General features: G+C 66.9%; 21 protein-coding genes. 13 read left to right on the forward strand and 8 right to left on the reverse strand.

Features of this window, described 5'->3' with window-relative positions; translation table 11 throughout:
• Positions 1-10 precede the first annotated feature (10 nt).
• Positions 11-1,531: a replicative DNA helicase gene (locus NX02_RS12800; RefSeq protein WP_025292589.1), complete on the reverse strand. Its 1,521-nt coding sequence runs from the start codon at positions 1,529-1,531 to the stop codon at positions 11-13.
• A gap of 101 nt (positions 1,532-1,632) precedes the next feature.
• Here NX02_RS12800 and NX02_RS12805 point away from each other — a divergent pair, with 101 nt between their 5' ends.
• Genes NX02_RS12805 through NX02_RS12830 form a run of 6 tightly spaced genes read left to right on the forward strand, consistent with a single transcriptional unit; the run spans position 1,633 to position 4,818 of the window.
• Positions 1,633-2,115 (forward strand): UPF0262 family protein, encoded by a 483-nt coding sequence (locus NX02_RS12805; RefSeq protein WP_025292590.1) that lies wholly within the window; start codon positions 1,633-1,635, stop codon positions 2,113-2,115.
• Positions 2,116-2,117: 2 nt separating this feature from the next.
• Complete coding sequence (locus NX02_RS12810; RefSeq protein WP_158014005.1) at positions 2,118-2,819, forward strand: GH25 family lysozyme; 702 nt, start codon at positions 2,118-2,120, stop codon at positions 2,817-2,819.
• Positions 2,816-3,274, forward strand: coding sequence for a cytidine deaminase (locus NX02_RS12815; protein WP_025292592.1), 459 nt, complete (start codon positions 2,816-2,818; stop codon positions 3,272-3,274). Before NX02_RS12810 ends, NX02_RS12815 begins: the two co-directional genes overlap by 4 nt.
• A 4-nt stretch (positions 3,275-3,278) precedes the next feature.
• Positions 3,279-3,773, forward strand: coding sequence for a flavodoxin family protein (locus tag NX02_RS12820; RefSeq protein WP_025292593.1), 495 nt, complete (start codon positions 3,279-3,281; stop codon positions 3,771-3,773).
• A gap of 56 nt (positions 3,774-3,829) precedes the next feature.
• Positions 3,830-4,408, forward strand: coding sequence for a nitroreductase family protein (locus tag NX02_RS12825; protein ID WP_025292594.1), 579 nt, complete (start codon positions 3,830-3,832; stop codon positions 4,406-4,408).
• A gap of 53 nt (positions 4,409-4,461) precedes the next feature.
• Positions 4,462-4,818 carry a GntR family transcriptional regulator gene (locus NX02_RS12830; protein WP_025292595.1) on the forward strand — a complete coding sequence of 119 codons (357 nt, stop codon included), beginning with the start codon at positions 4,462-4,464 and terminating at the stop codon, positions 4,816-4,818.
• A gap of 4 nt (positions 4,819-4,822) precedes the next feature.
• Here NX02_RS12830 and NX02_RS12835 read toward each other — a convergent pair whose 3' ends face one another.
• Positions 4,823-5,587 carry a metallophosphoesterase family protein gene (locus tag NX02_RS12835; protein WP_025292596.1) on the reverse strand — a complete coding sequence of 255 codons (765 nt, stop codon included), beginning with the start codon at positions 5,585-5,587 and terminating at the stop codon, positions 4,823-4,825.
• Between the two features lie 88 nt (positions 5,588-5,675).
• On the opposite strand from NX02_RS12835, the gene NX02_RS12840 reads away from it, so the two are divergent.
• Positions 5,676-6,533, forward strand: coding sequence for an alpha/beta hydrolase (locus tag NX02_RS12840; RefSeq protein ID WP_039997484.1), 858 nt, complete (start codon positions 5,676-5,678; stop codon positions 6,531-6,533).
• 10 nt (positions 6,534-6,543) lie between these two features.
• On the opposite strand, the gene NX02_RS12845 is transcribed toward NX02_RS12840, so the two are convergent.
• The 3 genes from NX02_RS12845 to NX02_RS12855 all read right to left on the reverse strand — a co-directional run bounded on the left by NX02_RS12845 (position 6,544) and on the right by NX02_RS12855 (position 11,996).
• Complete coding sequence (locus NX02_RS12845; protein WP_025292598.1) at positions 6,544-9,756, reverse strand: amidohydrolase family protein; 3,213 nt, start codon at positions 9,754-9,756, stop codon at positions 6,544-6,546.
• 161 nt (positions 9,757-9,917) lie between these two features.
• Positions 9,918-11,330, reverse strand: coding sequence for an adenosylhomocysteinase (ahcY, locus tag NX02_RS12850; RefSeq protein ID WP_025292599.1), 1,413 nt, complete (start codon positions 11,328-11,330; stop codon positions 9,918-9,920).
• 105 nt (positions 11,331-11,435) lie between these two features.
• A complete protein-coding gene (locus NX02_RS12855; RefSeq protein ID WP_025292600.1) occupies positions 11,436-11,996 on the reverse strand; it encodes a YqgE/AlgH family protein in 561 nt (186 codons plus the stop codon).
• 118 nt (positions 11,997-12,114) lie between these two features.
• Here NX02_RS12855 and NX02_RS12860 point away from each other — a divergent pair, with 118 nt between their 5' ends.
• The 3 genes from NX02_RS12860 to NX02_RS12870 all read left to right on the forward strand — a co-directional run bounded on the left by NX02_RS12860 (position 12,115) and on the right by NX02_RS12870 (position 14,853).
• On the forward strand, positions 12,115-12,603 hold the full coding sequence (locus NX02_RS12860) for a peroxiredoxin (RefSeq protein WP_025292601.1): 489 nt from the start codon (positions 12,115-12,117) through the stop codon (positions 12,601-12,603).
• 184 nt (positions 12,604-12,787) lie between these two features.
• On the forward strand, positions 12,788-13,831 hold the full coding sequence (locus NX02_RS12865; protein WP_158014006.1) for an AraC family transcriptional regulator: 1,044 nt from the start codon (positions 12,788-12,790) through the stop codon (positions 13,829-13,831).
• The gene (locus tag NX02_RS12870; RefSeq protein ID WP_025292603.1) at positions 13,828-14,853 is read left to right on the forward strand and encodes an SDR family oxidoreductase; all 1,026 of its coding nucleotides are present in this window, start codon (positions 13,828-13,830) and stop codon (positions 14,851-14,853) included. Before NX02_RS12865 ends, NX02_RS12870 begins: the two co-directional genes overlap by 4 nt.
• A gap of 180 nt (positions 14,854-15,033) precedes the next feature.
• Here NX02_RS12870 and NX02_RS12875 read toward each other — a convergent pair whose 3' ends face one another.
• Positions 15,034-15,951 carry an NmrA/HSCARG family protein gene (locus tag NX02_RS12875; protein WP_025292604.1) on the reverse strand — a complete coding sequence of 306 codons (918 nt, stop codon included), beginning with the start codon at positions 15,949-15,951 and terminating at the stop codon, positions 15,034-15,036.
• 98 nt (positions 15,952-16,049) lie between these two features.
• On the opposite strand from NX02_RS12875, the gene NX02_RS12880 reads away from it, so the two are divergent.
• On the forward strand, positions 16,050-16,454 hold the full coding sequence (locus tag NX02_RS12880; RefSeq protein WP_025292605.1) for a winged helix-turn-helix transcriptional regulator: 405 nt from the start codon (positions 16,050-16,052) through the stop codon (positions 16,452-16,454).
• Between the two features lie 229 nt (positions 16,455-16,683).
• On the opposite strand, the gene NX02_RS12885 is transcribed toward NX02_RS12880, so the two are convergent.
• Complete coding sequence (locus tag NX02_RS12885; protein ID WP_245648839.1) at positions 16,684-17,298, reverse strand: TolC family protein; 615 nt, start codon at positions 17,296-17,298, stop codon at positions 16,684-16,686.
• Positions 17,299-17,650: 352 nt separating this feature from the next.
• Here NX02_RS12885 and NX02_RS12890 point away from each other — a divergent pair, with 352 nt between their 5' ends.
• On the forward strand, positions 17,651-19,423 hold the full coding sequence (locus tag NX02_RS12890; protein WP_158014007.1) for a CocE/NonD family hydrolase: 1,773 nt from the start codon (positions 17,651-17,653) through the stop codon (positions 19,421-19,423).
• A 33-nt stretch (positions 19,424-19,456) separates the two neighbouring features.
• Positions 19,457-22,159: a TonB-dependent receptor domain-containing protein gene (locus tag NX02_RS12895; RefSeq protein ID WP_025292608.1), complete on the forward strand. Its 2,703-nt coding sequence runs from the start codon at positions 19,457-19,459 to the stop codon at positions 22,157-22,159.
• 17 nt (positions 22,160-22,176) lie between these two features.
• Here NX02_RS12895 and NX02_RS12900 read toward each other — a convergent pair whose 3' ends face one another.
• On the reverse strand, positions 22,177-22,659 hold the full coding sequence (locus tag NX02_RS12900; RefSeq protein ID WP_025292609.1) for a MarR family winged helix-turn-helix transcriptional regulator: 483 nt from the start codon (positions 22,657-22,659) through the stop codon (positions 22,177-22,179).
• Positions 22,660-22,697 lie beyond the last annotated feature (38 nt).

A 22,697-nucleotide genomic window follows, 5' to 3' on the forward strand; every position in this document is an offset into this window, starting at 1 on the left:
AGAGTGGCGTCTACTCGTACCCCGTACGGTCCGGCAGATAGGCGTCGTCGATGAGATCGCTGAACTTGGTGATGCTGCTTTCGAACTTCAGCCTTACGCGCCCGGTCGAACCGTGGCGCTGCTTCGCGACGATCAGTTCCGCGGTGCCTGCCACCGACTGCATCTTGCGGCCCCATTCATTATAGGCCTCATGCACCTTCGCATCGTCCTCGGGCCCCGGCACCTTGGGCTCCACCGACTGGACGTAATATTCCTCGCGATAGACGAACAGGACGATATCCGCGTCCTGCTCGATCGAGCCGGATTCGCGAAGATCCGACAGCTGCGGGCGCTTGTCCTCGCGATTTTCGACCTGGCGGCTGAGCTGCGACAGCGCGATCACCGGCAGATGGAGTTCCTTGGCGAGCGTCTTGAGACCCCGGCTGATCTCCGAGATTTCCTGCACGCGGTTGCCGTCCTTGTTCTTGCCGGACCCGGTCAGGAGCTGGAGATAGTCGACGATGATCATGCCGATCTCGTGCCGGCGCTTCAGGCGGCGCGCGCGAGTGGTGAGCGCGGCGATGGTGAGGCCGGCGGTGTCGTCGATGTAGAGCGGCAGATCCTCCAGCTCGCTCGCGGCACGGGCGAATTTGGTGAATTCGTCGCGGGTCAGCGAGCCAGAGCGGATCTTGTGCGCAATCACGCCCGACTGTTCGGCGAGGATACGCGTCGCCAGCTGGTCGGCGGACATTTCGAGGCTGAAGAAGGCGACCTTGGCGCCCAGCGACTTTTCGTGCGGTATCCCGTCCTGCCGGTCGCGCAGATAGCGCTTGGCGGCGTTGAACGCGACGTTGGTGGCAAACGAGGTCTTGCCCATGCCGGGGCGGCCGGCGAGGATCAGCAAGTCGCTGTGGTGGAGGCCGCCGGTCTTGGCGTTGACCGAATCCATGCCGGTGGTGACGCCGGAAATCTTGCCGCCGGCATTCTGCGCCTTTTCGGCTAGATCGACCGCCAGCTTGGTCGCCTGCACGAAGGTCTTGGTCGATCCGGTTTCGCCGCCTTCCTCGGCCACCTTGTAGAGCCGCATCTCGGCGCTCTCGATCTGCGACCGCGGATCGACCGCCTCGCTGGTATCCATCGCCGAATCGACGAGGTCGCGGCCGACGCCGACCAGCGCCCGCAGCATCGCCAGATCATAGATCTGCTTGGCAAAATCCTTGGCGCCGATCAGACCGGCGCCGCTGCCGGTGAGTTGCGCCAGATAGACCGGGCCGCCCAGCGCGCGCATCGCCTCGTCGCTTTCGAACAGCGGCTTGAGCGTCACCGGATTGGCGATGGTGCCACTTGTCGTCAGGCGCAGGATCGCGTCGTAGATCCTGCCGTTGAGCGGATCGAAGAAATGATCGCTGCGCAGTTTCTGCATCACGTCTTCGGCGACGCGGTTGTCGATCATCATCGCGCCGAGCAGCGCGGCTTCGGCCTCGGCGTTGTGCGGCAATTCGCGCGGTGTCTCCACCGCATTGGGTACGATCTGGAACTGGGGTTCGGCCATGCGCGCCATTGTCGGCCTTTCGCCCGTCCTGCTCAAGCCCCTTGGGCCGACCGACGCGGGCATTGAGGCAAGCCGCCTTCCCCGATAGAGCGGGACGAACCATGTCCGATCCGCGCATCATCGACATCGCTCTCGACGAACGCTCCATCCTGTGGAGGAGCGCGGATGTCGAGCAGGAGCGCCGGATCGCGATCTTCGACCTGATCGAGGGCAATTATTTTGCACCGCAGCGCCAGCATCCCGATGGCTATGCCGGTCCGTACCGCATCCAGCTCGGCGTCGAGGAAGGGCGGCTGGCGATTCACATCAAGCGCGAGGATGATTCGCCGCTCGAATCGCTGATCCTCGCGCTTGGCCGCTTCCGCCGGCCGATTCGCGATTATTTCGCGATCTGCGACAGCTATTATCAGGCGATCCGCCAATCGACGCCGCAGCAGATCGAGACGGTCGACATGGCCCGCCGCGCCGTCCACAACGACGCCGCCGAGCTGCTGCGGACAGCGCTCGACGGCAAGATCGACGTCGATTTCGACACCGCCCGCCGCCTCTTCACGCTGATCTGCGTCCTCCACATCAAGGGATGAACTTGCAAACCCGTCCAAAGCGGACGCTCGGGCGTCTGCTCGCGCGCGTGCTCGCCGTCACTTTGCTGATCGCCGGCCTGATTGCGCTTGGCTGGGGCTGGGCCCAGCGCTGGCGTCCGGGCGAGGAGACATTTCCCGTGCAGGGCGTCGATGTGTCCCACCACCAGGGGCCGATCGAATGGCATATGCTGCGCGCGGGCGGTGCCGACTTCGCCTACATCAAGGCGACCGAGGGCGCGACGCTGCGCGACGAGGCGTTCGAAGCCAATTGGCGCGATTCGCGCGCCGCCGGCGTCCGCCACGGCGCCTATCATTTCTTCACCCTGTGCCGTTCCGGCAGCGACCAGGCGACGAACTTCATCGCCACAGTCCCGCGCGAGGCCGATGCGCTGCCGCCGGCGGTGGACCTCGAATTCGGCGGCAACTGCGCCGCGCGCCCCTCGCGCGACGTGCTGATCGCCGAGGTCGGCCGCTTTCTGACCGCGATCGAGGCGCATTCGGGAAAGCCGGCGCTGCTCTATGTCACCCGCGAATTCGAGGACGCCTATCGGATCAGCGACGCGTTCGATCGCCGGCTGTGGCTGCGCAGGCTGGCGCTGCGCCCCACTTATGGCGCAAGACGCTGGGCGATGTGGCAGGCAAGCAATATCCACCGGGTCGACGGCGTCGACGGACCGGTGGACTGGAACGTGATGAGACCATGACCGATGAGACCCACGATCCCGCCCCGCTGATCGCCGCCGCCCGCGCCGCGGCGGCGCATGCGCACGCCCCCTATTCGCGCTTCGGGGTGGGTGCCGCGCTGCTGTTGACCGACGGCAGCGTCATCACCGGCACCAATTTCGAGAATGCCAGCTATGGCCTGTCGCTGTGCGGAGAGACTGTGGCCCTGGCCAAGGCCAACAGCGAAGGGCGACTGCGCGACGTGGCGGCGATCGCGGTGATCGGCGGCATGCTGGGCGCCGATGGCGCGATCACGGGCGCCGATCCGGTGCGCCCGTGCGGCCGCTGCCGGCAGATCCTGAACGAGGCGGCGCAACTCGGCGGCCGCGACGTGACGATCTGGTGCGCCTCGGGCGACGGCGCGGCGGTGGAACGCTTCCACCTGTCCGACCTGCTGCCCAACGCCTTCGGCCCCGCCGACCTCGGCATCGGCTGAGGCGATGCGGCCCACGCTGCTGATCGTCCACCATTCGGCGACCGGCGGCACGCAGCAGATCGCAGAGGCTGCAGCTGCGGGCGCGCGGCATGGGGAAGAGGTCGACGTCATTTTCCGCCACGCGGCGGAATCCGGTCCCGACGATCTGATCGCGGCCGATCTTTTCCTCTTCGCCACGCCCGAGATGCTGGCGGCGATGGCCGGCGTGATGAAGGACTTCTTCGACCGCAGCTACTACCCGGCGCTCGATCGCATCGCGGGTCGCCCCTATGCGCTGCTGGTCTGCGCGGGCAGCGACGGCAGCAATGCGGTGCGTCAGGTCGAGCGCATCGCCGCGGGCTGGCGCCTCAAGCGCGTTGCCGATCCGCTGATCGTCTGCACCGAGGCGCAGACGCCCGAAGCGATTCTGGCGCCGAAGCGCATCGCGCCCGAGGATCTCGCCCGCTGCGGCGATCTCGGACGGGCGCTGGCCGCGGGTCTGTCGCTCGGAATCTTCTGATTCGTGGAACGCTTGGCATTTGCGGCGCCTCATCCGCGCTGATAGTGGCTGCCGCCATGTTCAACGAACTCTCCTCCCCCGCCGCTCTCGTCGCCACCCGCCGTTCCGGCAAGCCGCGCGACATGGTGGCTCCGGGGCCGGACGATGCGCAGCTCCGCACGATTCTCGAGGCGGCGATACGCGTGCCCGATCATGGCAAGCTGGCGCCGTGGCGCTTCGTGATCGTGCCCGGGGACCGGCGCTATGCGCTGGCGGCGCTGCTGGTCGATGCCTATCGCGCCGGCCGGCCCGAAGCCGGGCGGCTCGAAGTAGAGGCGATGGAGCAGTTCGCGCGGCAGGCACCGACCCTGATCGTCGCGCTCTCGGCTCCGCGCCCGGAAAGCCATATCCCGCTTTGGGAACAGGAATTGTCGGCGGGCGCCGCCTGCATGAACCTGCTCGTCGCGGCACATGCGCATGGCTTCGTCGGCGGCTGGCTGACCGGACCGATGACTTACGACGATCGCGTGCGCGACGCCTTCGGCAGCGCTCCGGAACGGATCGCCGGCTTCATCTTCATCGGATCGCCCTCGCGGCCGCTCGAGGAGCGCCCCCGTCCGGCCTATGATACGGTCGTTTCGACCTGGGCGGGCTGAACGATCGTTGCAACGGGACTCGACCTGCCGCGGTCTTGCTGTATTAGGGAAGCATGACAGCGCTTGAGAGCGACGACAGCCCGATCTACCTCCGCCTGCGCGGCATCATCGTTGCCGCCATCCTCGACGGTGCCTATCGCGAGGGCGACCAGCTTCCCTCGGTGCGCGCCTTCGCCGCCGAACATGGCGCCAATCCGCTGACCGTGGCCAAGGCCTATCAGACCTTCCAGGACGATGGCTATGTTACGGTGCGCCGCGGCGTCGGCATGTTCGTTGCGCCGGGTGCGGTGGGGCGGCTGCGCGATGCCGAACGCGCGCAGTTCCTCGAGCGGGTGTGGCCGCGCGTCAAAGCGCAGATCGACCGTGTCGGTCTCGACGCCGAAGACCTGCTCGACCGCGCGCACGCCTGATCCGTCAGTCCGTCCTGAGCTGCGGCATCGGCTGCGCCGCCGTGCCGAGCGCGCGCACGTCGAGTTCGATTGCGCCCTGCACGATCCGCAGCACATTATAGGACGGCGCGGTGTCGCGGATGCGTTCGGACAGCGTGCCCGCGCCGATCAGCCGCACGGTGCGGCCCGCCACCTCGTGCGCGACGTCGAACGGATCATGGACATGGCCGGTCAGCACCGCATGCGCGCCCGCGGCGGCAAGCCGGTCCAGCGCTGCGGAGCCGCCATGGGTCCGCGCGCTCGATCGCGTGCCCGCCTCGATCAGCGGATGATGGCAGGCGACCAGCACGACATGACCGGCGGGGGCCGCCCGCGTCAGGTCCAGCGCGGCGGAGAGGCTGCGGCCGCTGACCTTGCCCTTGGACCAGTTGAGCCGCCACTGCGCGCGCGCCGTCGTCTTGAGCGGCACCAGGGTCACGCCGTCGAGGTCGAGCGGGCGTTCGATCATCCGCTCCAACCGACGGTAGCGCCTGTAGGGCGTGGCGAAGCGCGCCAGCGGGTTGAGATAGGGCAGGTCATGGTTGCCGACCTCCACCGTGACCGGCACCGCCAGCGCTTCCAGCCAGGCCGCCGCCGCCGCGAATTCCTGCGCGCGCGCGCGCATCGTGAGGTCACCGGTGACGATCACCGCGTCGGGCCGCTCGGCGCGCACCTCGTTCTGGAACCAGTCGAGCGCGATCCGATCCTCCATGCCGAAATGGAGATCGCTGATATGGTAGAGCTTGGTCATATCCTTTCAACGCGCCAGCGGCGCCGCCTGCTCCCTGCTGGGCCGGGATCGGCCGCAATGCTATCGCGCTAATCCGATGAAGCGACTGATGTCCACACTCGGCGCCGTCGCCGCGCGCGCGGGGCTGACCGGCCCGGCGCTGCTCGACCTCGCCGACCGGCTGGCGCCCGGCGGGCCGCGCATCCGGCGACGGGTTGCCGGCGCGGCTTATGGCCCGGCGCCGCGCCAGCGGCTGGACCTGTGGCGCGCGGCGGGCGCGCGAGGGCCGCAGCCGGTGCTGGTCTTCTTCTATGGCGGCGGCTGGAGCGCGGGCGAGCGCCGCCATTACGGGTTCGCGGCGCGGGCGTTCGCGGCGCTGGGCTTCACCGTCGTCGTCCCCGACTATCGCCTCGTACCGGCAATCCACTTCCCCGCCTTCGTCGAGGATGCGGCCGCGGCGTTGCGCTGGGTGGCGGATCATGCCGCGGCGCATGGCGGCGACCCGGCGCGCATCCTGCTCGCGGGCCATTCGGCGGGGGCGCACATCGCCGCGCTGGTCGCGCTCGATCCCGGCTATGCGCAGGCGGCGGGGATCGAGCCGCGATCCATCCGGGGCGTCGCGGGGCTCGCCGGACCCTATGACTTCTTCCCCTTCGACGTGCCCGCCTCGATCGCCGCCTTCGGCCGCGCGCCCGACCCGCGCCTCACCCAGCCGATCCACTTCGCCCGCCGCGATGCGCCGCCGCTCTGGCTGGCGACGGGCACCGCCGACACCGTGGTCCGCCCGCGCAACAGCCAGGCGCTGGTCGCAGCGCTGACGTCCGCGGGCGGCAGCGCGGTCTATCGAGACTATGCCGGGCTCGACCATGCCGGGATCGTGATGGCGCTGGCCAAGCCGTTTCGCGCCAGGGCGCCGGTGCTCGCAGAGAGCGCGGCGTTCCTGATGCGGGCGGCGTTCGCGGATTAGCGGCGGGGCCTTACTCCCAGAAGTAGCGCCGCTTCTTCGCGGTGCCGGTCTCCACCTCGTCCATCGTCAGCGGGTCATAGAGCCGACCGCCGAGCATCACCCGCGCGATATGATCGGAATTGCGGATGTCGGTGAGCGGATCGGCGTCGAGGACCACCAGATCCGCAAGCTTGCCGACCTCCAGCGAGCCGATGTCGCGATCGAAGCCGAGCGAGCGCGCCGGCGTGATCGTGCCCGCGCGCAGCGCCTCCAGCGGAGTCATGCCGCCGCGGACGAACGACCACAGCTCCCAGTGCGAGCCCAGCCCCTCCTCCTGGCCGTGCGCGCCGATGCTGACCATCACCCCGCGCTGCGCCAGCTTGCGCGCCTCGCGGGCATTGTCGTCATCGACGAAATCCTCCTCCGGCGCCTTGGTGCGGCGGACGTTGCGCGCCTGCAGGTCGCCTGGCGGCACGTGGCGCGAGAGGATCGGGTGCAGCCACACGTCGGTCGCCTGCCGCCAATAGGGATCGCCGGCGAGGCCGCTGTAGCTGACCACCAGCGTCGGCGTATAGCCCACCCTGGTCGCGGCGAAGAAGTCGACCACATCCTTGTAGAGGATGTTCTGCGGGATGTTGTGTTCGAGCGTGGTGTTGCCGTCGGCGATCAGCGCGATGTCCATGCCGAACAGCGCGCCACCTTCCGCGACGGTCTGGATATTCTCCTCGATGCCGGCGGCGACGACCTGCTGGCGCTGCTCGCGCCGCGGCTGGTTATAGTTCTTGATGGCGTGGGCGCCCTGCGCCTTTAGCCGGCGAACATGCGCGCGGGCGTCGTCGATCGAATCGATCCGCGCATAGAAGCCGCCCGCCTTGGCACCATAGACCACCTCGCCCGTCGAGAAGATGCGCGGGGCGAGAAAGTCGTTCACCCGCTGGCGCTCGGCGGCCGGGAAGATTTCCGCGGCGGTGCTCGACGGATCGTGGATGGTGGTGACGCCGAGCGCCAGGTGCGCGATCGCCGACCAGTTCTGCTGCGGCACGATCTCGTCGACGCCCTGCAGGCCATGGGCATGCGCGTCGATCAGACCGGGGATGATCGTCTTGCCGGCGACGTCGATCGTCTTCGTGCCGGCGGGGATGGTCACGCGCGCACGCGGGCCGATCGCTGCGATGCGGTCCCCGTCGATCAGGATCGCACCATCCTCGACGATGCCGCCGTCCGTCGCCGCCATCGTCACGATGCGCGCGCCGACCAGCGCAACGCGGCCCTGGTGCTTGCGCGCGGCGACGTCCATCGAGAGCGACACGCCACGCGCCGGCGGGACATAAGCGGGTGCGGACGGGGTGCCGGCGGGCGGCGGCGGGGCACTGGGGAAGAGCGACGCGGTCTGCGCGGTAAAGAAAGTGGGGCCCAGGCTCCAGTGCAGCGCGCGGCCATCGGCGCCCCAATGGATATAGTCGGCCCCGCCCGCGCTCGCGCGCGTCACCGGCAGCGGGCTGCCGCTGGCGCCCGCGCCGATATCCTGATTGCCCGGCAGCAGCGGCATCACATAGGCGCCATAGCTTTCGCGGAAGGCGAAGTATTCGCCGGTCGGCGACACCGAGAACGTGCTGACCAGTTCGCCCGTCGCATGCGTACGCGCCGCCTCGCCATTGAGGTCGAGGCTGACCAGCATGCCCTTGCCGCCGGCGAATCGGGTGACGAACAGCCGGTCGTTGGCGGCGCCGAAGTGCGGTTCGCCGCCATCGGCGGTGATGCGGACGACCTCGCCGCCGCTCGCCGCGACGCGGAACACGCCGCTGCTGTCCGAATGATCGGACGACGTGAGCTGGCCGCCCTTGCCCTTTTCGAAGACGATCGTCCTGCCGTCCGGCGAGAAGCGCGGGCGGCGATAATGGCCGGGTTCGGCGGTGACCGCCCTGCCCTGCCCGCCCGCCGCGGCGATGGTGCGGATCGTGCCGAGGCCGGCGTCGGTCCAGCCGACATAGACGATCTGCCGGCCGTCGCGCGACCAGCTTGGGAAGAGTTCGAGTTCCTCGTCGCCGCGGGTCAGCCGCCGCGCCGCGCCGCCGGCCGCTGGCTTCAGCCACAGCTTGCCCATCGTCTCGAACAGGATCTGGCGGCCATCGGGAGAAACCGTCGCGAAGCGCGGCATCCGCGTGGCGAAGCTGTCCGGCGCGACCGCGACCTGCGGGCGCACCGGATCGATCACGACGCGATCGTCGGCGACGCGGAACGGGATGATCGTGTCCGCGCCGCTCGCCATGTCGATGCGGCGCAGCTTGCCGCCCGCCCAGACGATCAGCGCGCGCGAGTCGGGCAGCCAGGCCATGTTGGGATAGAGCCCCTGCACCGCCCAGGTTTCCTGCATGTCGAGGTCGAGCGTGTCATAGATCTTGCGGACGGTGCCGCTCTTCAGATCCTTGACGTAGAGCTTGGAGCGGGCGCGCTCGCGCCGCACGAAGGCGAGCCACTTGCCGTCCGGGGAAGGCGTCGCGCGCACTGCGCCGCCGGGGCCGCTCACCACGGTTTCGACCTTGCCGGTGTCGAGATCATAGCGCTCGATGTCGAACAGGTCGGTGTTCGAATCCTGCGCATATTCGAACACCGGGCCCGGCGTGATGTTGCGGCTGTAGTAGATGCCCTTGCCATCGGGCGTGAAGGCGGGCTCCCCCAATTCCTTCTGCAACTGCTCGCTGGCGCGCTTGACGAGCGCGACGCCGCTGCCGCCGGAGACATGGTAGAGCCAGATCTCACCGGTGCCGGCCGAGCGGGCAGTGGTGAAATGCTTGCGTGCGGCGATGAAGCGGCCGTCCGGGCTCCAGCTCGGATTGTTGAGCAGGCGGAAATCCTCCTTGCTCACCTGGCGCTTGTCGCTGCCGTCGCGGTTCATCACCCAGATATTGTCGCCGCCGCCGCGATCGCTGGTGAAGGCGATGCGCCTGCCATCGGGCGAGAAGCGCGGCTGGACCTCGAAGGGCAGCCCCTCGGCGATGCGCGTCGCGGTGCCGCCGGTGACCGGCATGGTGTAGATGTCACCCAGCAGGTCGAACGCGATCGTGTTGCCGTCCGGGCTGACATCGAGGTTCATCCAGGTGCCCTCGTCGGTATCGACCGGCACCTTGCGCGTCTTCATCCCCGGCGGCGCGGCGACATCCCATTTGGGCTTGGCCGCCTCTTCGGCGTGCGCGGCGGGAATGGCGAGAAGCGCCGCGGCGAGCGCGGCGAGGCTGGTTTTCATGGATGGTCCCCTGTGTTGACCGGGAACCTATCGGCAGGCGGCGTCGTGCGACAAGCATCGTTCGTCGAAATGCGGGCCGCACCCTGACGCAAAAAAAGGCGGGCCGCGTTACCACGGCCCGCCCTCTTCGATGCAACGCCGCCGTAGCGGCGCGTCAGCGATCAGTAGCGATAATGATCCGGCTTGAACGGCCCTTCGACCGATACGCCGATATACGCCGCCTGCTTCTCGGTGAGCGTCGTCAGCTTCACGCCCAGCTTCTCGAGGTGAAGGCGCGCCACCTTCTCGTCGAGATGCTTGGGCAGCACGAACACGTCATTGTTGTAGGCGTCGCGATTGGTGAACAGTTCGATCTGCGCCAGCACCTGGTTGGTGAAGCTGGACGACATCACGAAGCTCGGATGGCCGGTGGCGTTGCCGAGATTGACCAGACGGCCCTTCGACAGGACGATGATCTTCTTGCCATCCGGGAATTCGACTTCGTCGACCTGCGGCTTGATCTCGGTCCACTTCATGTTGGCGAGCGCGCCGATCTGGATCTCGCTGTCGAAGTGGCCGATGTTCGAGACGATCGCCATGTTCTTCATCGCGCGCATGTGATCGAGCGTGATGACGTCGGCATTGCCCGTCGCGGTGACGAAGATGTCGGCGCGGGTCGCCGCTTCCTCCATCGTCACGACCTCGAAGCCTTCCATCGCCGCCTGCAGCGCGCAGATCGGGTCGACCTCGGTCACCAGCACGCGCGCGCCGCCGTTGCGCAGCGACTGCGCCGAGCCCTTGCCGACGTCACCGAAGCCCGCAACCGCGGCGACCTTGCCGGCGAGCATCACGTCGGTGGCGCGGCGGATCGCATCGACCAGCGATTCCTTGCAGCCATAGAGATTGTCGAACTTCGACTTGGTGACGCTGTCGTTGACGTTGATCGCCGGGAACGGCAGCTTGCCCTTCTTGGCGAGGTCATAGAGGCGGTGGACGCCGGTGGTGGTCTCTTCCGAGACGCCCTTGGTGTTGGCGACCGTCTTGGTCAGGAAGCCCGGCGTTGCCGCCAGCCGCTTCTTGAGCACCTGGACGAAGATTTCCTCTTCCTCGTTCGACGGCGTGAACAGCTCTTCGCCCGCCTCGACGCGCGCGCCCCACAGCGCGAACATCGTGGCGTCGCCGCCATCGTCGAGGATCATGTTGCAGGTTTCGCCATCGCCCCAGTCGAAGATGCGATCGACATAGTCCCAGTAATCCTCAAGGCTCTCGCCCTTGATCGCGAACACCGGAATGCCCTGCGCGGCGATCGCGGCGGCGGCGTGATCCTGCGTCGAATAGATGTTGCAGGTCGCCCAGCGCACTTCGGCACCGAGCGCGACCAGCGTCTCGATGAGAACGGCGGTCTGGATCGTCATATGCAGCGAGCCGGTGATGCGCGCGCCCTTGAGCGGCTGCGCGGCGCCATATTCGGCGCGCAGCGCCATCAGGCCGGGCATCTCCGTTTCGGCGATCTCGATTTCCTTGCGGCCGAAGGCGGCGAGGCTGAGGTCCTTCACGACGAAGTCGGTGAAGCCGGCGGCGGGGGCGGTTGCCACTCGATAATCTCCTGGAACTGGCTCTTGATGGCGCGCCGGATACAGCCTCACCGCCTCTAATGCAAATATAAAGATGTCTTTATATGCCTTGCCGGAGAACCCGGTTCAGGCTTGGCCGGCGCTTGCCGCCAGCAGCCGCGAGTCGATCCCGGCGCTGGAAAAGCCCTCGCGCCAGCGCGCCTCGGGGCGGGTTTCCCACAGCAGGCTCTCGGTACCCGGGGTGACGAACCAGCCGTGCCGCCGCATCTCCTCATCGAGCTGGCCCTCGCCCCACCCGGCATAGCCCAGTGCCACGATCCATTTGCTGGGCCCCGAGCCCGATGCGATCGCGCGCAACGCATCCACGGTGGCGGTCAGCGCCCAGCGCCCGGCGACGTCGATGCTCTCGCTGCCGGACCAGTCCCGGCTGTGGATCACGAAACCGCGCTGCGGCTCCACCGGCCCGCCGGCATGGACCGGCGCATCGGGCACGCCGTCGGTCGCGATCTCGAACTGGTTGAGCAGCAGATGGAGGCCGACGCCCTCCACGCGGTGGCCGATACCGATGCCGAGCGCGCCCTTTTCGTCATGCGCGCACATCGCGATCACCGAATGCTCGAAGCGGGGATCGCCGATCCCGGGCATCGCAAGCAGGAATTGGCCGGTCAAGAAACGAGGCGACTCCATATGTCCGTTTATACCCTCCCGGCAGGGAGTGTCACGGTGGGGTTGCGCCACGCGGTCCGCAGGCCCAGTTGAGCCGCGGGCGGCAGCGGCGCCGCCGATATGCGCAAGGAAGCCAGCAATGACGATCACCAGCGGCGAGACGCTGCCCACCATCGCTGTTACCAAGGTGACACCCTCCGGCGCCGAGGCCACTGACACCCACAGCTATTTCGCCGGACGGCGCATCGCGCTGTTTTCCGTACCCGGCGCCTTTACCCCCACCTGCTCCGCCAAGCATCTGCCCGGCTTCATCGACAAGGCCGCGGCGCTGAAGGCCAAGGGGATCGACGAAATCGCCTGCACCGCCGTCAACGACGCCTTCGTGATGGCCGCCTGGGCGAAATCGGCGAACGCGGGCGAGGCGGTGACGATGCTCGCCGATGGCAATGGCGACTTCGCGCGCGCGGTCGGACTGGTGCAGGACAGCAGCAAGTTCGGCATGGGCGAGCGCGGCCGCCGCTATTCGATGATCGTCAACGACGGCGTCGTCGAGGTGCTGAACGTCGAGACGCCGGGCGAATTCAATGTGAGCTCGGCGGATTACATGCTGGGGCAGCTGGAGCGGTAACGCGACGATGTCGTACCGGCGCTTGTATCGCTTGTATCGCTTGTATCGCTGAAAATGGTTGCGTCCCGATCCCTTGGATCGCGGGGATGCGCCGTCGCACCTTCGTCCTGATCATCGGCGGGCAACGCCCGATGACGATGAGCCCCATGCCTGCGCTCCAGCGCTACGATTGGCGCGATCGGATGTGTCGGCAGCGCGGGGGCCCGCCTATGTGTCGCTCATGCACGGCCCCGACACCTTTTCGCTGTCACCCGCTGTCCTGTCGAAGCTGGGCATCCCGATCGAACGCCTATGTGCTCGTGCGGGCGTGGCGACATCGAACGCGTGGGCGACGAGCGATTTCTTCCGGATCTGGGCGGCGGCCGAAGAGGAATTCCATGATCCCGGCGCGGGCCTTCGCTTTGGCGACGAAGGGATTGCGCGCGGGTATGGCGTCGCGGCGATCGTCGCCTTGCACGCGCCCGACTTTCGCAGCGCGCTCGCGGCACTCTCCCGATACAAAAGCCTGACCTGCCCCGAAGTCGTGGAGGTCGAGGTAAAGGGTGCCGAAGCCGTCGTTCGCTATCGCTGGCTTCAGGCGACGGGACCGGCGCCCCGCCTGCTCGTCGATATGACGATGGCCTCCCTGCGCCAGCTCGCTCGACGCGGCACCGCCGGAACGGTCGCGCCGATACGTCTCGAACTGACGCGGCGCCCCAGCGACGAGGCGCTCCTGCGTCGGCACTTCGATTGCCCGATCGTCTTCGGCGCCGCGATCGATGCCATGGCGTTCGACCGCGCAGCGCTCGACGTTCCGTTTCTCACCGCCGACGGCGGCGCCTTCGCACATGTGCTGGATGGCCTGGAACAGCGCGTCCGCGACGGAGAGGGCTTCCCCGCTGTCGTGGGCGAGATGCGCGTCGCCATCGCACGGCAATTGAGCGAGGGCGGCCAACCCAGCGTCGCAGCGGTGGCGGGTCGCCTCAAGATGAGCACCCGTACGCTTCAGCGCCGCCTCCACGGCCTCGGGACGAGCTTCCAGGAGCAACTCGCGGGGGTGAGGCGGACCACGGCAAACCGGCTGCTCGCCGCCACCGAACTCGATACGGTGGCCATTGCCATGCTGGTCGGCTTCGTCGAGCCCAATTCATTTGTTCGGGCCTTCCGCCGCTGGGAACGGACGACCCCGACGCGCTGGCGCGACCGACTGGCCGACGATCATCGTGTTTCCAAAGGGGCCTCTTCATGAGTCCGCAGCGGGTTCTCGTTACCGGCGGCTCCGGCTTCATCGCCGGGCACTGCATCCTCCAACTTCTCGAGCAAGGCCATCTCGTCCGCTCCACCATCCGATCGCTGGCCAAGGAAGCGACGGCGCGCGGCTTCCTCGAGGGTGCAGGCATGGTCCATTCCGACAAGCTGAGCTTCGTCGCGGCCGATCTGCTGCACGACGAAGGCTGGGCGGAGGCCGCCGCCGACATCGATGTCGTCTTGCATGTCGCCTCCCCGGTTCAGCCCGGGGCGGTCGCGAACGAGGATGATGTGATCGTCCCCGCGCGCGAAGGCACGCTGCGCGTGCTGCGCGCCGCACGCGACGCGGGGGCAAAGCGCGTCATCCTCACCTCCGCATTCCACGCCGTGAGCTGGGGACATCCGCATAGCGACCATGTGTTCACCGAAACCGACTGGACGATCCTCGATGGCCCCGGCGTCGATGCCTATGGCAAGAGCAAGACGCTTGCCGAACGCGCGGCTTGGGACTTCATCGCCGCCGAGGGACGCGGGCTGGAACTGACCACGATGCTGCCGGTCGCCGTCATGGGACCGGTGGTGGGCAAGGACGTTTCCGGCTCGAACCACATCGTCCGGCATATGCTCGACGGTGCGATGCCCGTCGTCCCGAACCTCTTCATACCCGTGGTCGACGTCCGCGACGTGGCCAGCGCACACATCATGGCGCTGACCGATCCGGCTGCGGCAGGCGAGCGGTTCCTGCTCTCCAACGGCCGGGCGCTTGCCCTCAAGGAGATCGGCGCCATCATCAGGGCGGCGCTTGGCGATGCGGCGAAGCGGGTCCCGACGCGGACAATGCCCGACGTCCTGGTCCGCGTTGCCGCGCGCTTCAATGCCGGGATGCGTCCGTTCGTTCCCGACCTCGGCTACGCCAAGAGGACGTCCAACGACAAGGCGCGGCGCGTGCTCGGCTGGACCCCGCGCGCGCCCAGGGAGGCGATCGTCGCGGCGGCGACTTCGATGATCGGGACCGCTCGTTAGGCCGGCAGCCGAGACGCTTCGTCGCGCCCGCACCGACATTCTTGCGCATCGACCGTAGGTCCGATGACGAGGAGCGCCACACCCACGCTGTATCGCTACGATAGAAAGCGGCGGCTTCCGCCCGGCCCATAACCTTGGCGCTTACCTCGCTCTCTCATGCTTTCGGCAGCCCTTGTTCGCTCAACCCCGGTCATAATCCCATGAGCCGGCGGCCTCCAGTGCCTTGAGAAAAGGCTCGCGACCGGCTCCGGCGAGCCACTCCCGGACGGACATCATCGCGGGGTTGATGTCTTGCAGCGTGGCCAGGTCGGCATTTCCGGCGAGCAGGCCGTCGTCCATCAGCGCGGTGAGTCTAGCAAGAAAGGCGCTTTCTTTCAGCACATCGTCGGCGAAGCGCGCATAAACGATCGGGCGCCCGGCGGCCTGACTGAACAGCGCCTCCAGTTCATTGCCGGTCACGGAATCGCTGGCGATCTCGAAGGTCTGGCCACCGAAGCGGACCGGGTCTGCGAAGACGGGCTCTACGAACTTGCCGATGTCCTCGACTGCCAGCAGCTGCATCGATTGATCGGGACGCATGAAGAAATTGAATTGCCCCCGGTCGAGTCCAAAGCCCGGCATGACGAGCATATCGATGAAAGCGGCGGGGCGCACGATCGTCGCCCTGATCGGCAGCGCACGAATATGCGCTTCGATGCGCATTTTCGTGTCGAAATGGCTCATACCGGTGGGAGTCTCTCTGACGGCTCCGCCCGAACTGTAGACCAGGTGGGCAATGCCGCACGCGACGGCCAGATCGGCGATCATGATCCCGGCCCGCACTTCCTCTTCGTCGCTCACCTCACCACTGGGCGCGCTCTGCTGAACACTGAACACGCCATACGCGCCCCGCATCGCCGTGCGGATCGCATCGGTATCGGAATAGCTGCCCTGGACGAGCTCGACGCCCGCGTCGCGCAGCGCGGCCGACTTCGCGGAAGCGGGTTCCCGCACCACGGCGATCACCGGCCATCCCGCTTTCAGAAGCGCTTTGGCAACGGAGCCACCCTGCTGACCGGTTGCGCCGAAAACGACGATCGGCTGGTTGCTGTGCGACATATTTTCCTCGATGAACTGGCTTGAGTTACGAATATATACTCTTGGCGGGTTGCTGGAAGACGGCACAGATTTCAAACTCAGGCACAAGGATGATACCCATGGATCACACCATCCACGGCCGCCCTTACGAACAAACGGAAGACGGCCCGCGCTTCCGTCCCTGCGCGCCGCATGGCGTGCTCGCACGCCTCGGGGACAAATGGACGATCCTCGTCTTGTCGCATCTTGCCGTCGCCAGCGGGCACCGGCTCCGCTTCTCCGAGCTCAAGCATGGCATCGAGGGCATCACGCAGCGCATGCTGACGCTGACGCTCCGCAATCTGGAACGCGACGGGCTTCTCAATCGCCACTATTTTCCTGAAGTGCCGCCGCGCGTCGAATATGAGCTGACCGACATGGGCGCGAGCATGCTGCCCGCCCTGGAAGGCTTCACGTCGTGGATCAGGGAAAACTGGCCGCGCATGGAGGCCTGTCGGCAGACCTTCGACAAAGCCCGAGAATAGTCGCGATCCAGCCCGTCATCGCCGTGATGCCTGCACGGCAGCTTCGGCGGCATCGTACGGCCGCGTAACTGCAACTGCCGGAAAACAGCATCGTCGCTAAACGGCGACAACTGGCGGAGAGGGTGTCCGCCTAAACTCGCCCACATGATCTTGAAAACAAAACATTTTTTGTCTCCTTGCAGGCCTGTTCCACCATAGCTTCTGCCATGATCGACTCGGCAGAAATGCTTCAATCTTCGAAGCATTTTCGAAGAGAACGAATCGAAAACATGGCTTCGTTCGTCACTGGAACCGGATCCCAGCCCCCACCCAGCGCCCGGAACGATGCGACCGCCCCGCGGCTCGCCGCGGCGCGCGCCTGGATCGCGCCGTCCCGGGTCTCGAGCAGACGGCGGTCCGCATCGATTACTTCGATCAGACTGGCGACCCCGGCCTTATAAGCCGCAAACGAAGCGCTGCGTGCGCGCGTGAGCGATGTCTCACCCTGGGCCAGAGTAGCGGCGCGTGCCTCCTGCTGCACCAGAATAGAGAACGCATCTTCGACATCCTGTGATGCGCCCAGCACGGTCAGGCGGTAGGCAGCCAGTGCCTCGGTATTGCGGCCTTTGGCAGCCTTGATCTCGGCATCGACGCGGCCAAAGTCGAACAGACGCCAGCGCAAGCCCAACGCGCCGTTGGCTTGCGTCGCGTTGCCGGTGAACAGACCGCCTGCCGCCGTCGTCGCCGTGCCAAGCAGGCCACCGAGAGAGATCTTTGGATAAAATTCGGAGACAGCGACCCCGATCCGCGCGTTCGAAGCTGCGAGCGTCCGTTCCGCCGCGATGACATCGGGTCGGCGGCGCAAAAGCGCTGCCGGCCCGCCCGCCGTCGATACTGCCGGGGGCAGCGGTATCGGGGAGAGAGGTGCGGTGCCCGGCATTGATGTCGGGTCGGCGCATCATTGCAGGTGCTCGCTGAGCTTACAGCGCCATGTCGGCGTCAGCAGCGAGCGCGCGCAACTGCGCGAGGCGGCACGCTCCACATCGTGTCCCTAAGGGCGTGAGCCAGCGCGGGATCGCGATCGCCCGCTTCATCGGCATCCTCCTCCAAGGCCCAAATAAGTTTTCCAACATAACAGTTGAATATTCATACTGATTGGGTTTACACCTATCTCAGCGGTGCAAAAGACGCCGTTGCGAGATGGAGAGGAGAGCATCGTGGCGACCCGTCGCTTGCCGTCTGTGCGGCTGCGCATTGCTGCATCCGTTGCTGCCGCCGGGCTGACGACCACGCCCGTGGTCGGGCAGACGGACCACATGACACCCATCGCCGATGATCCGGCGATGGTCCGCAACTCCTTCTATCTGCCTGTGCGCGACGGCACGCGGCTTGCGGTGAACCTCTACCGCCCCGCTGATCGCGGCATGATCCGCGACGGCCGTTTTCCGGTGGTGTTCGCCTTCACCCCCTATCGCGCGCGCTACCGCAAGGATGGGCAGGTCGTCGACCTGATCGACTCGACCACCTTCGGCCTGCGCCAATTGGTGCATGCCGGCTATGTCGTCGCCACGGCCGATGTGCGGGGCAAGGGCGCGTCCTTCGGGGCACGGCGCGGCTTCCTCGACCAGACCGAGGCGCGCGACGGCTACGATATCGTCCAGTGGCTCGCCGCCCAGCCATATACCACCGGCAAGGTGGGCATCACCGGCTGTTCCTATCTGGGAGGCAGCGCGATGCTCGTCGCCGGCACCCGGCCGCCTGCGCTCAGAGCAGTGTTCGCGGCAGCAACCGACCTCGACAAATATGCCTTCGTCCGCAACGGCGGCATCACGGCGCAATTCAACACGCGCCCGGACGAACCGCTCGACGTCGACCTCGCCAGCGTGCCGGTCGATGCCGACCCCGACGGCCGCCTGCTGAAAGCCGCGGTGTCGGAACATGCGCGCAACACGCCGATGGCGCCGCTGTGGGCAGGGATGCCCTATCGCGACAGCGTCTCACCGCTCACCGGGACGCGCTTCTGGGAAGAGGTCGGCCCCTACTCGCATCTGGCGGCGCTGCGTAGCCCGCAGCTTGCCTGGTATCTCTGGAGCAACTGGAACGACGAGCCCACCGAGCAGATCATCAAGGCGGCCGCCAATCTTAACGCGAAGATGATCGTCGGGCCGGGCAGCCATTGCGAGCCGCCCAAGGTGTTCGACATCGTCGGCGAGCAGCGCCGCTTCTTCGACCATTATCTGAAGGGCATCGATAACGGCATCGACCGCGAGCCGCGCTACGCCTGGTGGCGCGAGCAGGGCGATGGCGGAGCGATGGTCCATCGCGCGACGCTCCCCGGCGTCGGGGTGAAGCGCACCGCGCTCTATCTGTCGCCGACCGTCAATGACGCCCCGGCAGAGGTCGACCGCGGCAGCCTTGCGGTCCGCACGACCGCCGCCAAGGCGCTGCCCTTCGCTGCGGATTATGGCGTTGCCACCAGGGATTATTTCGAGTTCTGGCCGAGCCCGCTGGACGGCAGGGGCGTCACCTTCACCAGCCGCCCGCTCGCTGCCGATGCCACGATCGAAGGCTATCCGGTGCTCACCGTCCGAGCCGCTGCCGATCGACCGCAGGCCAATCTGTTCGGTTACCTCGAAGAGGTCGACGCCGCCGGCAAGGTGACGATGCTTGCGTTCGGCCGCCTCGCCTTCAGCCACCGCAAGACCGGCAAGGCGCCCTACGATCATCTCGGCCTGCCCTATCATTCCGGCCTGAAGGCCGACGTCGCACCGGTCACACCCGGCCAGCCGGTCGAACTCTCCTTCGCGCTGTCCCCCCGCGCCTACACGATCGCCGCCGGCCATCGCCTGCGAGTCACGCTGACCGCCGCCGATCCGCGCCAGCGCAACCTCGCCGAGATCCGCGACGGTCTCGCCCGCACCCTTACCGTCTACGCCGGGCCCGCCTCGCACATCGACATTCCGTTCACGACACCCGTCCGCTTTCGCTGAGGCCCTCGCCCCCGCGCACCAAGGAGCCGCACCATGTCCAAGCTTCGTCAGCGCCCTCTGCTCCTCGCCACCGCCGCCACGCTCGCCTGGAGCAACGGCGCCGCCGCACAGACCGCGCCGGAAACGGCACAGGATGCGGCTGCAGCCGCTGGCCCGGTCACCATCGGCGCGCAGGACGCGCTGGAACAGGATATCATCGTCACCGGCAGCCGCATCCGCGGCGCCGCGCCGGTCGGTTCGACCGTGATCGCCGTCGATCGCCGCGCCATCGAAGCGTCCGGCGCGGTCACCACCGATCGTCTGCTCAAGGAGATTCCGCAGGTCTTCGACCTCGGCACCTCGGAGAATTCGCGGGGCCAGTCGGGCGGCAACAGCAACATCACCTTCGGCAACGCGATCAACATCCGCGGCATCGGGCCCTACGCGACGCTGACGATCCTCGACGGGCACCGGGTTGTGAACAACAGCCGGTCGGTCGACCCCTCGATCATTCCGTCTCTCGGCCTCGAGCGCGTCGAGGTCGTCGCCGACGGTGCATCGGCCGTCTACGGCTCGGACGCGATCGCCGGCGTGGTCAACCTGATCCCGCGCCGTAGCCTCGACGGTTTCGAGACGATTGCCCGGATGGGCGTGGCCAAGAATTTCCACGAGAGCCAGTTCGGCATTGCCGGCGGCAAGACCGGCAATTGGGGCCAGGTCATGGTCGCCTATGAGCATGTCTTCCGCAGCAACCTCTCAGGCGGCGACCGGGACTTCTTCACCAGCGATCAGCGCCGCTTCGGCGGTCGTGATTTCCGCTCGAACCAGTGCGATCCCGGCACGCTGGCAGTCGGGGGCGTGAACTACGCCATTCCAGCCGGGGGCGTCACCCCGGCCAATGCCGCAGCGCTCATTCCGGGCACGACCAACCTCTGCGAGGGGTTTCGCGGCCAGGACCTGTTCCCGGAAACCCGCTACGACAGCGTCAACGGCACCTTCACCGTGCATCTGACGGACTGGCTCGATGCGTTCGGCGACGGATATTTCTCCAAGCGCCGCTTCCGCCGCCTCAACGGCTATACCGGCGCAACCGTGACCATTCCGTCGACCAACGCCTTCTTCGTGCGGCCGGCGGGCACCACCGGTCCGGAGACGGTCCAGATCCGGCTCGACGACCTCCCCAACAACGAGAGTTCCGGCTTTACCCGCAGCTGGCAGGGCGCCGGCGGCCTTCGCGCGCGGTTCGGCGGCTGGGAAGTTCAGGGCCAACTGATCTACGGCCGCTCGAACGACAGTTCCTTCACGCCGAACGGAATCAACACGCCCGCGCTCAATGCCGCGCTGGCAAGCAGCAATCCGGCGACCGCCTTCGATCCCTACGGCCAGAGCCGGACGTCCGAGGCGGTGCTCGCCGCGATCAACGACCAGGTGTTCGACGCCCCGACGCTCAACCGCTTCACCGGCGCGGAAGCGACGGTCAACGGGACACTGTTCGACTTGCCCGGCGGCGGCGTGAAGCTGGCGGCGGGCTATGAGCGACAGGAACTGGAGGTATCGCTCGGCATTCGCCGCGGCGCGCCGACCACCCCCCTCACCTTCCGCGACTTCAGCCGCAAGGTCGAATCCGGCTATGCCGAGTTGTTCGTGCCATTGTTCGGGGCCGACAATGCGATGCCATTGCTCCAGAGGCTCGAAGTCAGCGCGGCAGTCCGGCACGACAAATATAGCGACGTCGGATCGACTACCAATCCCAAGATCGGCGCCAACTGGTCGCCGGCCCGCGGGCTCGTGTTCCGTGGCAGCTACGGCACCTCGTTCCGCGCGCCGCTGTTCTCCCAGATCTACGGCAACAGCTCGAACATCTTCGTCCAGCCCTATGCCGATCCGGCACTCGGCGGCACGATCGTGCAGGGCGCGGCGCTTTCCGGCGGCAACACGGCGCTCAGGCCCGAGGAAGCGAAAACCTGGTCGGCGGGCGTCGACTGGGATCCGCTGCCCAATGCGAGGATCAGCCTGACCTATTGGAACGTCAACTACACGGGCCAGGTCGACAGCTATCTCGGTGACCTCGCGATTCTCAGTCGCGAAGGACAGTTCGAAGGCACCGGCGTCATCCTTCGCGGCGCGGAGGCGGCGGCGCGGGTGCAGCAGTTGCTGGCGCAGGGCATCACGGTGGCACGCGGCGTTCTACCCGCCGATCCCATCCTTTTCATCGACGGCCGGACGCAGAATCTGGGACGCTCCAACACCAGCGGCATCGACCTCATGGCGAACTACACGCTGGAAACCGCCAACGCCGGCATCTTTTCGCTCAACGCGAATGCGACCTACCTCACCCGCTACCGCGCGGCGATCACGCCCACCGGTACGCTCGTCGATCGTCGCAACACGGTCTTCAACCCGCTGAAATTCAAGGGCCGTGGAAGCCTGAACTGGCAATATGAGGGGGTGAACACCCGCCTTACCGTCACCCATGTCGGCGGCTACGACAACAACACGCTGCCGAACGGCGGCATCCAGAAAGTCGACAGCTACACCGTCGTCGACCTGGGTCTGACCTTCAACGTCGGTGATCCGCAGGCCACGCGCTTCTTCGATGGCGGCTTCAGCATTTCGTTCGACGCGCTCAACCTGCTGGACAGGAAACCGCCCTTCCTGGATTTCGCCCCGACCGTGAACGGCAGCGGCGGCTATGACGCGACGGTCGCCAATCCGATCGGTCGCGAGATCGCAGTTACCGTGCGCAAGCGGTTCTGATGCGGACCACTACAGTTTCAGCCGCGGAAGCAGGTCTTGTAGACGCGGTCGAGGATGCCGTTGAGCAAGATCCGGTCGGCCTCGCCGAGCGCGTCGAGCACGTCATGCTCGACCAGTTCCAGCGCCGCGAACATCTCCGTCAGCCAGGCCTCTCCGGCTTCGGTGGTGTAGAGCGCGTGCCGGCGCCGGTCGACCGGCGAGCGGCGGCGTTCCGCCCAGCCGCGCGCCTCCAGTTCGTCGACCACCATCACCGCAAGCGACTTGTCGAGCCCGACCTCGCGCGCGAGCATGATCTGCGACAAGCCCGGATTGGCCGAGATGATCGCAAGGGCGGAGAACAGCCCCTGACGGAGCTGATATTTGTCCGTCACCTTGGCGAATTCGCGCGACAGCTGGTTCTGGATCCGCCGGAGGCGGAAGCCGACGAAGTCGCCGAGGCGGCCAAGTTCGAGATCCCCCTCGGTTTGGCTCTGCACAGGGGCAATCGAAGCGTCATCCATGTCGATCCGCCTAGCGCATGGACGGCATGAATGGAAAC

The sequence above is a fragment of the Sphingomonas sanxanigenens DSM 19645 = NX02 genome (genome assembly GCF_000512205.2).
In the GTDB taxonomy this organism is placed as follows: Bacteria; Pseudomonadota; Alphaproteobacteria; order Sphingomonadales; family Sphingomonadaceae; genus Sphingomonas_D; species Sphingomonas_D sanxanigenens.

Excerpts from the sequence above, each read along its gene's own strand:
- NX02_RS12800 (WP_025292589.1), bottom strand. The coding sequence starts at position 1,531 with ATGGCCGAACCCCAGTTCCAGATCGTACCCAATGCGGTGGAGACACCG.
- NX02_RS12805 (WP_025292590.1), top strand. The coding sequence starts at position 1,633 with ATGTCCGATCCGCGCATCATCGACATCGCTCTCGACGAACGCTCCATC.
- NX02_RS12815 (WP_025292592.1), top strand. The coding sequence starts at position 2,816 with ATGACCGATGAGACCCACGATCCCGCCCCGCTGATCGCCGCCGCCCGC.
- NX02_RS12820 (WP_025292593.1), top strand. The coding sequence starts at position 3,279 with ATGCGGCCCACGCTGCTGATCGTCCACCATTCGGCGACCGGCGGCACG.
- NX02_RS12825 (WP_025292594.1), top strand. The coding sequence starts at position 3,830 with ATGTTCAACGAACTCTCCTCCCCCGCCGCTCTCGTCGCCACCCGCCGT.
- NX02_RS12830 (WP_025292595.1), top strand. The coding sequence starts at position 4,462 with ATGACAGCGCTTGAGAGCGACGACAGCCCGATCTACCTCCGCCTGCGC.
- NX02_RS12835 (WP_025292596.1), bottom strand. The coding sequence starts at position 5,587 with ATGACCAAGCTCTACCATATCAGCGATCTCCATTTCGGCATGGAGGAT.
- NX02_RS12840 (WP_039997484.1), top strand. The coding sequence starts at position 5,676 with ATGTCCACACTCGGCGCCGTCGCCGCGCGCGCGGGGCTGACCGGCCCG.
- NX02_RS12845 (WP_025292598.1), bottom strand. The coding sequence starts at position 9,756 with ATGAAAACCAGCCTCGCCGCGCTCGCCGCGGCGCTTCTCGCCATTCCC.
- NX02_RS12855 (WP_025292600.1), bottom strand. The coding sequence starts at position 11,996 with ATGGAGTCGCCTCGTTTCTTGACCGGCCAATTCCTGCTTGCGATGCCC.
- NX02_RS12860 (WP_025292601.1), top strand. The coding sequence starts at position 12,115 with ATGACGATCACCAGCGGCGAGACGCTGCCCACCATCGCTGTTACCAAG.
- NX02_RS12870 (WP_025292603.1), top strand. The coding sequence starts at position 13,828 with ATGAGTCCGCAGCGGGTTCTCGTTACCGGCGGCTCCGGCTTCATCGCC.
- NX02_RS12875 (WP_025292604.1), bottom strand. The coding sequence starts at position 15,951 with ATGTCGCACAGCAACCAGCCGATCGTCGTTTTCGGCGCAACCGGTCAG.
- NX02_RS12880 (WP_025292605.1), top strand. The coding sequence starts at position 16,050 with ATGGATCACACCATCCACGGCCGCCCTTACGAACAAACGGAAGACGGC.
- NX02_RS12895 (WP_025292608.1), top strand. The coding sequence starts at position 19,457 with ATGTCCAAGCTTCGTCAGCGCCCTCTGCTCCTCGCCACCGCCGCCACG.
- NX02_RS12900 (WP_025292609.1), bottom strand. The coding sequence starts at position 22,659 with ATGGATGACGCTTCGATTGCCCCTGTGCAGAGCCAAACCGAGGGGGAT.